Consider the following 18,439-nt stretch of genomic DNA (forward strand, 5'->3'; position numbering starts at 1 on the left):
AAAGTACGCACATAAATATTGATGATTATTACTATCTTCTCTTGCGATAACAACAGCTTCTTTTACTTCCTTATGTTTTAGAAGTTGACTCTCTATCTCACCCAGTTCAATTCTGAAACCACGAATTTTCACTTGATGGTCAATTCTTCCTAAAAACTCAATATTTCCATCAGGTAACATTCTCACAAGGTCTCCTGTTCGATACATTCTCTCTCCTAGAATGAACGGATTTGGAACGAATTTCTGAACTGTTAATCTCTCGTTATTTAAATATCCTTTACTTAATCCGTCTCCAGAAATACATAGTTCTCCAGGCACACCAAGTGGAAGCAGGTTAGAATTTTTATCTACTACAAAAACCGAAGTATTTGCTAACGGTTTTCCTATTGGGATAACCTCAGTTACTTCATTAACAAAATAATAAGTAGCATATACCGTGCTTTCAGTTGGACCATAAACATGAATAATTTTATCTTTGCCCAATTTCTCAAGGGCTTTGTTCACATGTGAAACTGAAACTCTTTCACCACCGAATAATATTTTTCTTATTTTATCTAAACAATCTATTTCTAAATCTACAAGCGCATTAAATAAAGCTGTGGTAATAAACATAATACTTATCTGTTCTTCCTTTATTAACTTAGCTAGTTTAACAAGACTTAGTACAGTGTCCTTCTCAACCATTATTAACTTTGCACCATTTAAAAGCGCACCATAAATATCAAATATAGACCCATCAAAAGCATAATTCGAAAGTTGTAATATCGTATCATTCTCATTAATTTCAATATAATTTGTATTCTTAACTACTCTAATTGCACTATAATGCGGAATAACTACTCCTTTTGGTGTTCCTGTTGATCCTGAAGTATAAATGATATAAGCTGTATCACTTGAATGATTTATCAAATTCAAATTATCTGTACTTAGCCTTAAAAAATTCTCTTGATCTAAATTAATTAACTCCACATTCAAATTAAGTTGACTTATACATCTATCTTGAGTCAATAAAACTTTTACATTACTATCTTGTAACATGTAGTCAATTCTCTCTTTAGGAGTCTCAGGATCAATTGGTAAATAAGCCGCTCCGGATTTTAAAATCCCCATAATTCCTATAATCATTTCTAAAGAACGGTCGACCATGATTCCTACAATTGTGTTTGATTGAACACCTTTTTCTCGCAGTAGTCTAGCTATTTGATTTGATTTTTCATTTAATTCCCTATAAGTTAGGTTATTACTTTTAAAGCTAACTGCCACACGGTCAGGTGTCTTCTCAACCTGTTCCTCAAACAATTGATGTATCAACCTATCTTTAGGATATTCAACGGTTGTTTCATTAAATTTATAAAGAAGGATGTTTCTTTCCTCTTCTGAAATTAAATCTATATCGATCAATTTCTTAGCATCATTTTCGATAACTTGCTTCGTTACATTTTGAATATGACACTCTAGATTATTGATTAGTCTTTCTTCATATACATTTTCATCATATACGATTGTTAGTTTCAATTTCTCTCCTATTCCTACAGTAAGGCTTAGGCTATAATTACTTCTCTCTTCGTCGGTTACAGATACAACTTCGAACCCTAATCCACTTTCCTTTTCTTCCAATCCTTTTTCATCAATAGCATAATTTTCAAATACTAATATATGATCAATAAGATTACTTTTTAAGTTGCTAAGAGCTTGAACTTCGGCTAAATTAATATAATTATAATCATTACCCTCTATTGCATCATGTTGAGTTGCTTTTAAAACTTCTTTAAATGATTTTTCACTTTGCAGCTTTATTCTAGTTGGTATTGTATTTATAAATAAACCTAACATATTCTCTATACCTTCTACAGCTGCATCTCTGCCTGAGACAACTGTTCCAAAAACAACATCCTCACTATTGTTATACTTCGCTAGAATAAGCCCCCAAATACTCTGCATCACTGTATTTAAGGTGACGTTATTTTTATTTGCCAGTTGTGTAATCTTATCCGTTAACTCTTTTGAAAACTCTATCACTTTTTCTCTTCTCTGATACTTTCCAGCACTAGAGTTATTAAATTTAGGGAGGGTAGCATTTAACTCATACCCCTCCAGATACTTACTCCAATACTTCAATCCTTCTTCATTATCCTGATTATTTAGCCAATTTATATAATCACTATAGGGTCTAGGATCTTCTAATTGATGCTCTTCACCTTTCATTTTATGTGAATAGATAGTAAATAACTCATCTAATATAATCCCAATACACCAACCATCAAGTAATATATGATGAAAGCTCCAAATTACTTTATATGAGTTATCATTTGTTTTGATCAAACAAATTCTCATAAGGGTTTCTTTTGTTAGGTCAAAGCCCTTCACCTTATCATCTACTATATATTTTTCCACATATAAATCTTTAGTGTTTAAATCTAAATTACTTACATCATTATAGCTAAACTTAATTTTTCTATCCCTTAATATTACATGTAATGGCTCGTCCAATTTATAATTAAATGATGCTCTTAACACTTCGTGCCGTTTCATAATCTCGTTGAAACTTTCCTCAAAAATAGTTTCATCTACATAACCTTTTATATCTAATATAATTTGTTCAAAATATGCATCTGAATTTTTATCTTCAATAGCATGAAACAGTATCCCCTTTTGCATATTTGACAATGGATAGATTTTCTCAACTTTATTAACTTTCATAAATTTATCCCCCTAAATAGTTTCCGTCGGAAAAGGCACAAAAATTATAAATATGATTTGTACAATTAAGTAGTCGCTATGATTGTGTTTTGCCTCCAGGCTTTAATTATCGATGAATTCATATTCACCTAGTAACTCATCAAGCTCTTCTAGTGACATTTTATTGTAACCATAATCGGAAGCTGTTTTTTCTGATTCCGTTTGATTAATACAATGATCGATTATCATTTCAAGGTTCTCTTTATACTTTTGGTTAAAATCAGCAATTAAAAATTCAGAATATTCCCCTTCGTTGAAGGTAGTGTTTATTATTAATGTATCCTCTACAATTATTGAATTAATTTCTATAGAAGCATCTCTTGCATTTTCGCCACCTATACTTTCGCCAGGTGATAGCCATGATGCAGAAAATTCTTCATTGGTCGCTTTTTTACTCATTTCTCCCAAATAATTAAATAATATAGGTGCCGTTTCATCATTTAACAAATCTTGCTCCTTTTTTAGGTATTTTAAAACCCCATATCCTATTCCGTTATTAGGAATTTTTCTTAAAGTCTCTTTTACCAATTTTATACTCATAGAAATTTCTTTTTCTTTACCTAAATCAAAATATACAGGGTATATTGTAGTAAACCACCCAATAGTCCTACTAACATCTATATTTTCAATGACTTCTTCTCTTCCATGACCTTCCATGAGAATTTTCAGCCTGTTTTCTCCTGTTAAATCTCTTACTGTTACTAACAAAGCCGCTAAAAGGATATCATTTATTTGAGTATTATATGTTTTGTTTGTTTCTCCCAATAACTTTTGAGTGTTCTCCTTATTTAGTGAAATGGTTAAGGTCTTGCTATTTTTATAATCGGTCACATCTATTTCTTCATTTTTCGCTAAAAAATCTACTTTCATTTTAGATATGTCTGCCCAATATTTTTTTTCTTTTAGAAGTTTATTACCTACCGCATAATCCATTAACTTTTCTGAAAACTCCTTAAATGAATCCGTTTTAAAACCTATATCAAGTTTTTCATTGAGATATGCTTGTTTGTATAACATTTCGAAATCTTCGAATAATATTCGCCATGATACTCCATCTATTACAAGATGATGGATAGTAATAAGTAAATGATCACCCTCATTTGTTCTAAAAATGCAAAGTTTTAACATTTTACCGTCAGTAATCGAAATTTCTTTTTGTATATTTGTTGCTAGTTGACCCACTATCTCCTGTTGATTATCTTGATTCTTAATGTCATGGACATATAAATCAAAGAAATCCCCATTTAAATCACGATTATATTGAATAATTTCACCATTTTCCTCTTTATAAATCATTCGTAAAGCATCGTGTTTTTCACAAATTTTACGAAACACCTTTTCTACAATCTGTTCTTCAAATCCATTTTTTCTATACAGCATAAATGATTGATTATAGTGATTTAGCTCTTTATTATTTAATGCTTCGTTTAAGACAAAATGTCTTTTCTGTATCGGCATTAAAGGAACATTCCCCTGAATTATTTCATAGTTTTTCTTTACTCTCGATTCATTTTTTACATACTTACTAAGATTTTTAATTTTCGGGTTTTCAAATAAATCTTTAATTTTGAGTTTAAGATTCACTTTCGATAGTTTAGAAACTATTTGTAACGCTTTTATAGAATCTCCACCAACTTCAAAAAAACTATCGTTAATTCCAATTTCTTTAATACCCAAGACATCCTGCCAAGCTGATACAAGATGTTCTTCCACTTCATTTCGAGGCGCTTCATAATCTGTTCCCTTAGAAAGGTCCCCCTCTTGTACAAGAGGCAATGCTTTTCTATCTATTTTTCCATTCGGTGTAAGAGGCATTTTATCTAATTGAATAAAAAATGAAGGAATCATATAATCTGGTAAATAATTTGACAAGTAGTCTCTTAATTCACTTGTAGTTAGCTCCTCTTTAGCTATTATGTATGCACATAAATAGGTAAAACCAGCATTATCTTTCCGATCAATTACTACCGCCTGATTTATACTTTGATTACCTAATAGTTTAGCTTCAATTTCTCCTATTTCTACCCTAAACCCTCGAACCTTTACTTGATTGTCTATTCTTCCTAAAAACTCAATATTTCCATCTGAAAGCCATCTTGCTAAATCTCCTGTTTTATACATTTTTTCACCAGGTATAAAGCCATTTGAAACAAACCTTTCATGAGTAAGGTCTGGTTTGTTTAAGTATCCTTTTGCAAGACCTTTTCCACCAATGTACAATTCACCATACACCCCTATAGGTTGTGGTTCTAATAAAGAGTTTAAAACATAATATTTTGTGTTATTTAACGGCTTTCCTATAGGAGTATTTACCATTTGTGGTATATAATCGTACTCTTCTTCATAATAGCTAGAATCAATAGTTGCTTCTGTAACTCCATAGCTATTAATTACTCTCATATTCTCCCCATATCTTTTAACCAAATTTTTGTACTCATGTATAGGACAGCTATCAGAACCTAATATTAATAATCGTAATGTCGTGAGATCAAAATTATTTTCATATACATAATTCATAAAAGGTATAATAAGGCTTGGAGTGGATTCAAAAATATTAATCTTATACTTCTTAATTGTCTTATATAATAAATCCAGTTCTAGCTTGATATGACTCGGTACTATATACATTGTCCCACCATTTAATAAACTTCTACATAAGTCCCCTGCAAATACATCAAACGACATACTAGCCATTTGTAATAAATTTACTTCATACTTTGACAATTCATAGTGATCTCTCCAAGTGTAATGGGCATTAACCAAATTTTTATGCTCTATTAACACACCTTTAGGGTTTCCAGTTGTTCCTGATGTATATATGATATACACTAAATCATCTGGTGAATTGATATGATTCAAATTATCTTCATCGATGTCATATATATCTATATGATTTATATTTACTACTTCACCGTAGGAACCATTTTTATCCTTTAGATGTTCTTGGGTAATAATAATATCCACATTACTATCCTCAAGCATAAATTCTATTCTCTCTGTAGGGTACTCTGGATCTATCGGCAGATATGCTCCTCCAGCTTTTAGAACCCCCAATATTCCTACAATCATTTCTACTGATCTATCCACCATTATTGCAACTATACTATTTTGTACAACACCTTTTTCTCTCAAAGTTCTAGCTAGTTTATTTGCTTTTTTATTCAATTCTTCATAGGTCAACTGCTTTTCTTCGAACACTACAGCTATATGATTTGGTGTTTTTTTAACCTGCTCTTCAAAAAGTTCGTGTATAGTACCTACTGGATATTCAACAGCAGTCTCATTATACTTGTTTAATATCATTTCTCTTTCTTCTTGTGAAAGCAAATTTATTTCACTTAATTTTTGCTCAGGATTATTAACAATTTCTTTTAAGATATTAACTACATGATTTCCAATTCTTTGTATTGTTTCTTTTTTAAATAATTTTGTGCAATACTCTAAAATAAATTCTATATGATCTATATTTTCAATCGCCGATAAACTTAAATCAAACTTTGCCGCTTTAAAATCAATGTCATACGGTTCGACTTTTAAGCCTTTTATATTCAACTCTAGATTATCTAAATTTTGAATAGAAAACATCGTATCAAACAATGCGTTTCTACTAATATCCCTTTTTAAGGCTAGCTTTTCAACTAACTCATCAAATTGATAATCTTGATTTTCATAAGCATTTAAGGTATTTTCTTTTACTTTCTCCAAATAATCAACGAATCTACTGTCTGCTTTAGGACGATTTCTCATCACAAGAGTATTAACAAACATACCAATAGTATTTTTTAAATCATCATGTTGTCTTCCCGCAGTTGGTGAGCCAACTATAATGTCTTCTTGTCCCGTATATTTCGAAAGTAGCGTTGTATATGCTGCTAAAAGTAGCATATACATAGTAACTCCATTTTCCCTTGCAAACATTTTAAGCTTGTTTGTTAGTTCAGAATCTATTTCAAAACTTAATCTATCTCCTTCGCTACTTTGTATTTGTGGTCTTGGAAAGTCAGTTGGCATATTCAGAACTGGTATCTCATCCTCAAATACTTTAAGCCAATATTCCTCCTGTTTCTTTATATTATCACCGTTACAAAACTTTTCTTTCCATTCTGAATAGTCTTTATATTGAATTTCTAATGGTGCTAATTTTTTTTCTCCAAAAATATCTGTTAACTCTTTCATTAAAATGCTCATTGATACTCCGTCTGAAATAATATGATGCATATCAAGCATCATGATATGCACATCCTGACTAACTTGTACGATTTCTACCCTTAGAAGAGGAGCTACCTCTAGATTAAAGGGTCTTATGAATCGCGCCACTCGTTCTGATACGTTCTCTTTCCCTAATTCACTATATTCAATTTTAAAATCTATTTCTTTTTCTATCTTTTGAACTGGTTCTCCATCAATCATTACAAAAGAAGTTCTTAATGCTTCATGTCTATCAATTAATGCTTTAAAGGCTTTTTCAAAAGTGTCCAATTGAAAGCGCCCCTTCATTTGTAGAACAACTGGTAGATTGTAAGTAATTCCACTATCCTCTATTTGATTTAAAATATATAGCCTTTTTTGAGCCGATGAAAGATTATAAAATTGCTTTTCCTCAGCTTTCTTTATTTTTGAGTAAGTACTCGTTTCTTTCCCTTTTATATATTCGCCAATGCCTTTGATAGTAGGAAAATTAAATATTTGTTTTAATGGTATTTCAACATTTAATTCTTTGTGTATCTTTGATACCAATGAAAAAGCTTTTAGTGAATGTCCTCCAGCTTCAAAGAAGTTATGATTTATTCCGATTTTCTCTATACCCAAAACGTCCTTCCACACTAAAGCCAACTTCTCTTCTACTAGATTTCGAGGTGCTTCATAATGATCTTCTATAAATTTATTGAAATCTGGTTCCGGTAATGCTTTCACATCCACTTTTCCATTAAGTGTAATCGGCAATTTTTCCATCTCTATGAAATGCAAAGGAATCATGTAGCCAGGAAGCTCTTTGGCAAGCAACTCTCTCACTTTATCTATGTTCAGTTCTTCATTCAAATCATTAACTGTAATAAATGCGCAAAGATATCTGTTTCCATCTATCCCCTCTTTATCAATTACTTTAGCTTCTTTTATGTTCGATTGTCTTAATAAGTGATATTCAATTTCTTCCAGTTCAATTCTAAAACCGTGAATTTTTACCTGATTATCTATTCTACCTAAAAATTCAATATTTCCATCAGGTAGCCATCTTACTAAATCTCCAGTCCGATACACTCGTTCTCCTAAACTAAAAGCATTAGACTTGAATTTTTCTTCAGTTAATTCTTTTTTATTTTTGTATCCTCGCGCTACACCTTCTCCACCTATATATAATTCACCAGGTATTCCTATCGGCAGTAATTGAGCGTTATTATCCAAAACATACAATTTATAATTGCTTAGTGGTTTACCTATAGGTACACTCATTCCCATACAATCATTGGAACTGACCTTATAATATGTTGCACAAACAGTTGTTTCTGTAGGACCATATGAATTATAAACATCGGCAATCTCAATAATATTTTTTATATATTCATACTTTAAAACATCTCCACCACTAATAAATTTCATATTTTTATTAAGTATTAAATGCTTATTTTTATCAATTTCATTGAGTAACAGTGGTGAACAGCTTACTAAAGTCACATTATATTTTTCAATATTTTTAACTAGCTCATCTATGTTCAGATCACCAATTTTTTTACTAATGATTAATTTCCCTGAATTAGCCAAAATAGGAAATGTTTCTTCCGTAAAAGCATCAAATGAAAATGAAACCACTTGTAATATAGAATCTTCTTCATTTAAAGTAATTTGTTTTGAAAATGCATAAATATAGTTAATGACGTTACGATGTGTAGTCATAACCCCTTTAGGCTTTCCACTAGAACCTGACGTATATATTAAATAAGCTAAATCAGATGAATGATTTAAATTTTCTAGGTTGTCCTTATTTAAAGAACTAATTTCTTCATCATTAAATAAAATACTTGGAACTGTTCTTACTTTGAATTGTAAGTGCTCCTGAGTAACAACTAATTTTGCTTCACTATCTTTTAGCATATATTCAATTCTTTCTTCAGGATACTCAGGGTCAATTGGTAAATATGCTGCTCCAGCTTTTAAAATCGCCAATATGCCAATTATCATTTCTGGGGATTTATCCGCCATGATTCCTATTACAGTATCCGGCTTTGCACCATTTTTTCTAAGCAACCTTGCCAGTCGATTTGCTTTTTCATTTAGTTGTGTATACGTTAATTGTTCCTCTTCAAATATAACTGCAATATGATTTGGTGTTTTTAGAACCTGCTCTTCAAATACATGGTTTAAGGTCTTATTTTTAGGAAATTCAGCCATAGTATCATTAAATTTGTGTAATATGATTTCTGTTTCTTCTTCTGAAAGTAAATTTATTTCTCCTAATTTAAGCCCCGGATTATTGGTAATTTCCTTTATTACATTTACTAAATGACCTGCAAGTCTTTTGATTGTTTCTTTTTCAAATAATTTTGTGCAATATTGTAAATCAAATTTCAAATGATCTGTATATTCTATCGCCGTAAGACTTAAATCAAATTTCGCCACATTAAAATCAATATCGCAAACCTCAGTGGTTACTCCATTTATATTAAACTCAAAATTATTTTGAGTTTGTATATCAAACATCGTATCAAACAATGCGCTTCTACTTGTTTCTTTTCTTAAATTTAGTTTCTCTACTAATGTATCAAATTGATATTCTTGATTCTCATAAGCATTTAATGTGTTTTCTTTTACTTGTTTTAAATAATCAATGAATTTAGTATCTGCTTTTGGATAACTTCTCATTGCAAGGGTATTGACAAACATGCCAATTGTATTTTTTAAATCATCATGTGTTCTTCCCGCAATTGGTGAACCAACTATTATGTCCTCTTGCCTTGTATATTTAGAAAGAAGCGTTTTATATACTGCTAAAAGAAGCATATACATAGTAACTCCATTTTCCCTTGCAAGAAATTTAAGTTTATTTGTTAGTTCAGAATCTATTTCAAAACCAAGCCTATCTCCCTCACTACTTTGTATTTGTGGTCTTGGAAAATCAGTTGGCATATTCAGAACTGGAATGTCACCCTCAAATACCTTGAGCCAATATTCCTCCTGCTGCTTTATGTTATCTCCTTTATAGTATTCTTTTTGCCATTCCGAATAGTCTTTATACTGAACTTTTAATGGTGCTAATTCTTTTTCTCTAACTAAATCAGCTAACTCCTTCATTAAAATGCCCATTGATACTCCATCTGAAATAATATGATGCATATCAAGCATCATGATATGCTCATTTTGATTAACACGTAAAATCTCTACCCTTAGAAGCGGCGCTATCTCTAAATCAAAAGGTCTTATAAATCGTGCCACTCGTTCTGATACGCTATCTTCTCCTAATTCACTATATTCAATTTTAAAATCTATTTCTTTTTCTATCTTTTGAACTGGTTCTCCATCAATCATTACAAAGGATGTTCTTAATGCTTCATGTCTATCAATTAGTGCCTTAAAAGCATTCTCAAAAACTTGCATTTGAAAATCGCCCACGATTTTGATAACTAAAGGAATATTATATGTCGTACCTTTAGATTCCAAATTATTTAAAATAATCATCCTTTTTTGTGCCATTGATAAGGTATAACAATTATTTTCTGATTGTTTCGCTTTTGGAATTGCATTCTTTTTTTCTATATCTTCATTTTTTAAAGCTATAATAATTTTTTCTTTATATAACTTTATTTTTCCCTTTAATTCAGCTGTTATTAGTTCACGAGGTCCAATAATTTTTATCTTCCCTTGATTCTGATATAAGAAAATGTTTGATTTTTTCAAATCATTTATAAACCCTTTAATATCCATAACTAGAATCATTCCCTTCGCGGTGCCCATTCAATTTCTCACACTATTAGTAAATAACTAAAACAACTATCAAATTTCATATACATCTTTGAAATTCAAACCATTGGGCCTAGTTTAACTGCACAATCTATTCCTTTTTCTCTGCTGAGAAGAAGTATAGATTGTACAGTTTTCCTAGGATAAATCCCCTTTTCTTATAATTAAATCTTAAATCTTAAATCTCAAAACAATCAACACTATAAAAAATCTGCCTTTTTACACCTATTACTAATATCTTTTACCTCCAAAAGAAATGAATTTTATTTTAAACCGTTATACCTCTTCCTCAACATAATCATAAGAACTATTTTGACGATCATGTTCAGTTGATAGGATATAATTTGCTAAACCCATTACACTTGGATTCTCAAAGAAATTGTGAATACTTATATCTGTATTTAAAACTTTATTAATAGCAGCAACAGCACTCATTAACTTCAGTGAATTTCCTCCTATTTCAAAGAAGTTATGAGAAATCCCAATAGATTTGATGCCTAGGATTTCTTCCCAAATTGAAATAATAGTCTCTTCTACAAAATTACTTGGTGCTACGTACTCTACCTCAGTTGTTACATTCCCATCAGGCTTTGGTAATGACTTTCGGTCTACTTTCCCATTTGTAGTTAGCGGTAGCTTATCAAGTTGAACAAAAAATGCAGGAATCATATACTCTGGAAGCTTTTTAGTTAGATACTTTCTAATTTCTTGAATTATTAATTCATCTTTCCATGTTTCAGAAGTAAAGTAAGCGCATATATATTTTTCACCATGAATATCATCTCTTACGATAACAATAGCTTCCTTTACTTTTTTATATTTAAGTAGCTGACTCTCTATCTCACCAAGTTCAATCCTGAAACCACGAACTTTCACTTGATGATCTATTCTACCTAAGAACTCAATATTTCCATCAGGCAACATCCTAACGAGATCCCCTGTTCGATACATTTTTTCTTCTGGTATAAATGGATTTGAGACAAACTTTTCTGCTGTCAAATCTGGTCGGTTTAAATATCCATGAGCCAATCCTGCTCCACTTAAACAAAGTTCTCCAGCTACGCCGATTGGAAGTAGTCTCTGATTTCCATCTACTATAAATGCTGAAGTATTTGCTAATGGCTTCCCAATTGGTATTGTGTCGAATTCTTCATTGATTTCATTTATACAATAATACGTAGCAAAAACAGTACTTTCTGTCGGACCGTATACATGAATCAGCTTATCTTTCCCTAAATACTCCAATGCTCGTTTTGTATGTGATACTGAAATTCTTTCACCACCAAAAAGGATTTTTCTTATATTAGATAAACACTCTATTTCTAAATCAACCAACGTATTAAATAAGGCTGTAGTTATAAACATAACACTAATTTTTTCTTCTTTTATTAATTTTGTTAGCTTACTTAAATTCAATACTGTATCTATTGATACCATCACTAATTTTGCACCATTTAACAATGCACCGTAGATGTCAAATACGGATCCATCAAAAGAATAATTTGAAAGCTGTAAAATAATATCATCTGCATCAATCTTAATATAGTTTGTGTCACGAACAACCCTTACTGCATTAGAATGTGATGTAACCACACCTTTTGGTACTCCAGTAGAGCCCGATGTATATATGATATAAGCTATGTTCCCAGAATCATTGATAGGAGCTAAATTCTCTTTACTCAATTGAAAATTCTCACTCTTATCTAAACTAACCATCTCTACATCCAATGAGGAATCATTAATGAACTTCTCCTGCGTTAATAGAATTTGAATATCACTATCTTGTATCATAAAATTGATTCTATCCTGAGGAGATTTAGGATCTATCGGCAAATAAGCTGAACCTGATTTTAAGATACCCATTATTCCAATTATCATCTCAGGGGATCTCTCAACCATAATTCCCACAATTGTATTTGCAGTAATCCCTTTATCTCGTAACCATCTAGCAACTTGATTAGACCTTTCATTTAATTCTTGATACGTCATTTTAGTGCCTTCAAATTCAACGGCAATATGATTAGGCGTTTTCTCTACCTGTTCCTCAAACAGCTGATGTATAGTCTTATCCTTCGGATAATTCGTCTTTGTATCATTAAATCTATACAATAATACATCTCGCTCTTTCTCTGGGATTATGTCTATCTCATTTAATTTCTTATCCTCATTTATAACAACTTGTTCCGTTACTTTTTTAAGATGCATTTCTATATTGTCTATTATTTCCTGTGGATAAATCTTTTCGTTATAAGTTAATTTTAATACTAACTGTTCTCCAGGAATTGCTACAATGTTGAATCCATAATTGGTTTGCTCTTCTCCCCTTATATTTTGACACATAAAACCTGTATTACTTTCTGCATGATTAAAACTACTATCATCCAGTGAATAATTTTGAAATACCATTACATGATCAATTAGATTTCTTTTTAGATCATGTAAAGATTGAATTTCAGCTAAATTTATATAGTTATATTTATTATTTTCTATTGATTCATCCTGGACATTTCTTAAAACCTCTTTAAAACTACTATCTTTTTCCAGTTTAACTCGAGTCGGAATTGTATTAATGAATAATCCTACCATCGCTTCAATTCCTTCTACTTTTGCCTCTCTTCCTGATACGACTGTTCCAAATACAACATCTTCTATATTATTGTACCTCGCTAAAAGAATGCCCCAAATTGCCTGCAGTACGGTATTAAAAGTAACTTGATTTCTATTTGCGAGTTGAATAATGTTACGAGTCATTTCTTTTGAAAATTCTATCATTTTTTCTTTTCTTTTATACTCATTAACTTTATTCAAGATTTTAGGAACCTGTGCTTGTTCTTCATATCCATCCAAATAGCTCTTCCAATGTGCTAATCCTTCTTCTTTATCCTGCTCTTCCAACCATCTTATATAATCACTATATGGTGTTGGCTCCGCTAAATGGCTATCTTCACCTTTCATCTTTCTTCCATAAACATCAAATAACTCACCTAATATAATCCCAAGACACCATCCATCTAACAATATGTGATGATGACTCCATACCAATTTATATGAATCCTGATTCATTTGAATTAAGCTAATTCTCATTAATGTGTCTTCACTTAAATTAAAGCCTTTTTGTTTATCATTTTGTAAATAATTCTCTATAAATTTTGTTTTCTGCTCAATGCTTTCGTCTTGAACATCATAATATTTGAAACCTACTTTTCTATCTTGAAGTATGACGTGTCTTGGTTCCTCCACTAATTCATACTCAAATGCTGCTCTTAATATTTCGTGTCTCCTCATTATTGTATTAAATGATTTTTCTAAAATATCTGCATCTACATTCCCTTTTATATCCATTACAATTTGTTCAAAATACATACTTGAATTTTTATCTTCTAATGCGTGGAATAACATCCCTTTTTGCATATTTGCTAACGGATATATTTTCTCAATAATAAAACCATTGTATTTTTCTTTTATTTCTTCAAGTTCTTCTAATGTTATATTTATATCTCCATAATCAAAAGGTGTTTGATCTGGTTCTACTTTATTCGCACAGTGATTAATTATCATTTCAAGACTTTCTTTATATTTCTGATTTAAGTCCTTCATCATTTTTTCACTGTATTCTAATTTATTAAATGTTGTATGAATAACCAATTCACCATTTAAAACCATTGAATTCATTTCTATAGATGTATTCCTATTAATTTTCTTACCCACTGTTTCACCTATAGACCATTTTGATGCAGAGAATTCTCTCCTGTTAATATCTTGATCCAATTCACCTAAATAGTTAAATGAAATTGGTGCCTTTACTTCATTCATAAATCCCTTATCTTTTGCTAAATGTTTTAATACTCCATAACCTATTCCTTTATTTGGTATTTTCCTCAAAGTTTCTTTAACTGTCTTTATGTTGGTAGAAAGTTCATTTTCATTCCCTATATCTAAAAGCACTGGATACATCGTCGTGAACCAGCCAACAGTCCTATTGATTTCGAAATTCTCTATTACGTTCTCTCTTCCATGCCCTTCCATATTTACTTTTAGCTTATATTTCCCCGTCAATTCTCTGGTTCCAACTGCTAAAGCTGTTAATAAAATATCATTTATTTCTGTGTTATATGCCCTATTTGTATTTCTAAGTAAAGATGTAGTGAGTTCTTTATCTAAAGTAATACTTACTGTACTACTATTTTCAAAGTTGTTTTTTGTGATTTCTTTCTTTTTAGGAATAAACTGTACATTCTCTTTTGATATACTTGTCCAATATTCCCTTTCTTTCATTAATTCCCTACTCACGCTATAAGCTTTTAACTTTGATGCAAATTCTTTATAGGAATCTGTTTTGAATCCTATTTCTAGCTTTTCACCCTTTTCTAGTTGTGAATATAAAGTCTCCAAATCTTCGAGTAGGATTCTCCATGATACTCCATCCACTACAAGGTGATGAATCGCAATCAGAAGATGATCTCCTTCATCCGATTTAAATATACAAAGCTTTACAAGTTTACCTTCTTTAATATCCATCTCTTTTTGAATATTTGTAGCAATTTCATATACCTTCTCTTCCTTATTCTCAACACCCTTAACATCATGAATATATAAATCAAATAGGTTCTTGTCATAACCTCTATTATATTGAATTATTTCTCCCTCTTTTTCTTTATATATCATGCGTAAAGCATCATGATGTTCCATAATTTTATTAAATACTTCTTCTATCTGTTTTTCATCAAATCCATTTTCTCTAAATAGCATGAACGATTGATTAAAATGATGTATCTCTTCTTGGTTTTTCTCAAAATACCAGCTTTGTATCGGGGTTAATTCTACTTCCCCCTTTACTATTTCATGAACCTTTTGTTCTTTCTTTTCTCGTTTTATATATTTTCCAAGATTTTTAATTTTTGGATTTGCAAATAAATCTTTCATTTCTAGTTTAAGACCAATTCTAGATAATCTAGATATAATTTGGATTGCCTTAATGGAATCTCCTCCAGATACAAAGAAGTTATGATTAATTCCTATATCCTCTATCCCAATAATACTTCTCCAAATTTCAACGAGCTTTTCTTCCACTTCATTTCTCGGTTCCTCATACTCTACCCCAGTATTAATACTCCCATCTGGTTCAGGAAGTACTTTTCTGTCTACTTTCCCGTTCGTTGTCAACGGAAGTTTATCTAATTTCACAAAATATCCAGGAATCATATAATCCGGAAGTTTCTGTTCTAAATATTCTCGAATTTCCCTTGCATGTAATTCTTTTTGTGAAACGATATACGCACATAAATATTGATTACTTTCCTTATCTTCTCTAGCTATAACAATCGTTTCTTCGATATCTTGATGAGTTGACAGTTGACTTTCTATTTCTCCAAGTTCAATTCGATAACCACGTATTTTCACCTGATGATCTATCCGTCCTAAAAATTCTATATTCCCATCGGGTAACCACCTTGCAAGATCTCCAGTTCGATACATAGATTTACCGTTATTAAATGGATTTTCAATAAACCTTTCAGCTGTTAATTCTAGATTATTCAAATATCCTCTTGCTATCCCCTCACCTGATACACACAGTTCCCCAGCTACTCCAATTGGCTGAAGATTATTTCCCTTGTCTAATATATATATATTAGTGTTTAAAATTGGTTTTCCAATCGGAATTACCTTATCACCGCTTATTTGATCAAACTCAATTCTATAACTTGTGGAATCTACACAACACTCTGTAGGCCCATAAACATTTGTGATATTAGGTTTAAAATCAGCAAATTTTTCAAATAAACCTTTGATTAAATAAGGCGTTAATGCCTCTCCTCCTACAATAAATTCTTTAATTTCTAATTCTTGTTCTATTTTATTTACATAGCTAAGCATTGTTAAATGTGCCGGAGTAGCATCGGATACATGTATTTTATTTTTTGCATAATACTCAATTAAACTCATTGCATTCCAACTTACTTCCTTTGGCACAACAAATAAGGTATGCCCTAAAAGTAATGTTGCAAATATTTGTTTCACCGATGCATCAAATATAAATGGTGCTAGCAACGCGACATTAACATTAGTATTGAACCTTTTATAAATTACATCATTTAACCCGTTGACTAAGTTATTTACACTATTTTGTTCTATCATTACCCCTTTAGGATTCCCTGTAGAACCTGATGTATATATTACATAAGCTAAATTTCGGGGACTATTTAATTTACTGATATTCGTTCTATTTTCTTTATATTCTAATTTATCTAATTGTATAATTTGTCCATGAAAAGATATATCGCTATGAACCTCATTCGTTACGCATAGTATCTCTATATGGCTATTACGTAACATATATTCTTTTCTTGTCCTAGGATAAGTTGGATCAATCGGTAAATAAGCTCCTCCAGCTTTTAAAATCCCCATTATACCTACTATCATTTCAATAGAGCGTTCCACCATTATTCCCGTTACTACGTCAGGACCAACTCCTTTTTCGCGAAGTATATGCGCAAGGCTATTTGCCCTTTCGTTTAGCTCTTTATATGTTATACTTTGATTTTCAAAAACAAGTGCCACATTATTAGGTGTCTTCTCTACCTGTTCTTCAAAAAGCTCTGGAAGTGTTTTTTCTTTAGCATATTTTCCTTTTGTATTATTAAATTCGTTTAATAACTTACTTTTTTCTTTCTCTGTTAATATATCTATTTCACTTAATTTCTGTTCTGGATTTTCTACTACTTCTCTTAAGACGTTTATAAAATGCTCTAAAAACCTCTCTATTGTTTCCTTTTTATAGAGAGCCGTACAGTATTCAATTTCTAATCCTAATCCGTCCTCTAACTCACTTACATGTATAGTAATATCAAACTTAACTATTTTCCTCTGATCTTCTAACATGCTAACCTTTAGTCCATCCAAATTTAATAGCATATTATCAGTGTGTTGAAATACCAGCATCGTATCAAATAGTGGATTTCGTGAAATGTCTCTTCTTACATTTACCTTTTCTACCAATTCTTCAAATTGATAATCCTGATTTTCATATGCTTTCAATGTATTTTCTTTTACTTCTTTTAAGTACTCTCTAAAAGATCTATTGCCCTTTGGATAATTTCTCATCGCAAGGGTATTCACAAACATTCCCATTACATTATTTAAATCTACATGTTTTCTTCCTGCAATTGGTGATCCTACTACTATATCCTCTTGCCCTGAATATTTAGAAAGCAAAGTCGTGTATCCTGCTAACATCAGCATATACATAGTAACTTCATTTTCTGTAGCCAACTTGTTTAACTGATTATAAGTTTCACTATTGATTTTTAAATTGATTCTATCTCCAGCAAAACTTCTTCTTTTTGGCCTTTTATAGTCCGTTGGCATATTTAGTACTGGTACTTCTTCATTGAACACATTCATCCAATACTTTTCTTGCTTTGTGATTTCTTCTTGAGTAAACAAGCCTCTTTGCCACGCAGAATAATCTTTATATTGAATGCTTAATGAAGATAATTTTTGACCATTATATAATTCAGCTAATTCCTGCATGAAAATCCCCATTGATACACCATCTGAAATGATATGATGCATATCTAATACCAACACGTGCTCATCATCTGTAACATGTATGATTTCAACCCGTAAAAGAGGGGCCTTCTCCAAATCAAACGGTTTAACAAATCCATTAATCATATCATCTAGCTTATTGGTACCCATTTCTCTATACGTCACTTGGAAATCTATCTCTTTTTCAATCTTTTGAACT

The 18,439-nt window shown here is 31.1% G+C and carries 3 protein-coding genes; all 3 read right to left on the bottom strand.

What is annotated here, in order from left to right; translation table 11 throughout:
- Positions 1 to 2,700 (bottom strand): non-ribosomal peptide synthetase (locus MR107_RS25290; protein WP_242292858.1); only part of this gene is annotated, 2,700 nt, incomplete at its 3' end.
- 102 nt (positions 2,701 to 2,802) lie between these two features.
- Positions 2,803 to 10,656, bottom strand: a complete 7,854-nt coding sequence (locus MR107_RS25295) for a non-ribosomal peptide synthetase (RefSeq protein ID WP_242292859.1) — start codon at positions 10,654 to 10,656, stop codon at positions 2,803 to 2,805.
- Between the two features lie 312 nt (positions 10,657 to 10,968).
- A partial coding sequence (locus tag MR107_RS25300; RefSeq protein ID WP_255854913.1) for a non-ribosomal peptide synthetase occupies positions 10,969 to 18,439 on the bottom strand: 7,471 nt, incomplete at its 5' end.

The organism is Bacillus cereus group sp. BfR-BA-01441 (assembly GCF_022663075.1).
Lineage (GTDB): Bacteria > Bacillota > Bacilli > Bacillales > Bacillaceae_G > Bacillus_A > Bacillus_A cereus.

Coding starts and splice junctions, on each gene's coding strand:
- MR107_RS25295 (WP_242292859.1), bottom strand. CDS start 10,656: ATGGATATTAAAGGGTTTATAAATGATTTGAAAAAATCAAACATTTTC.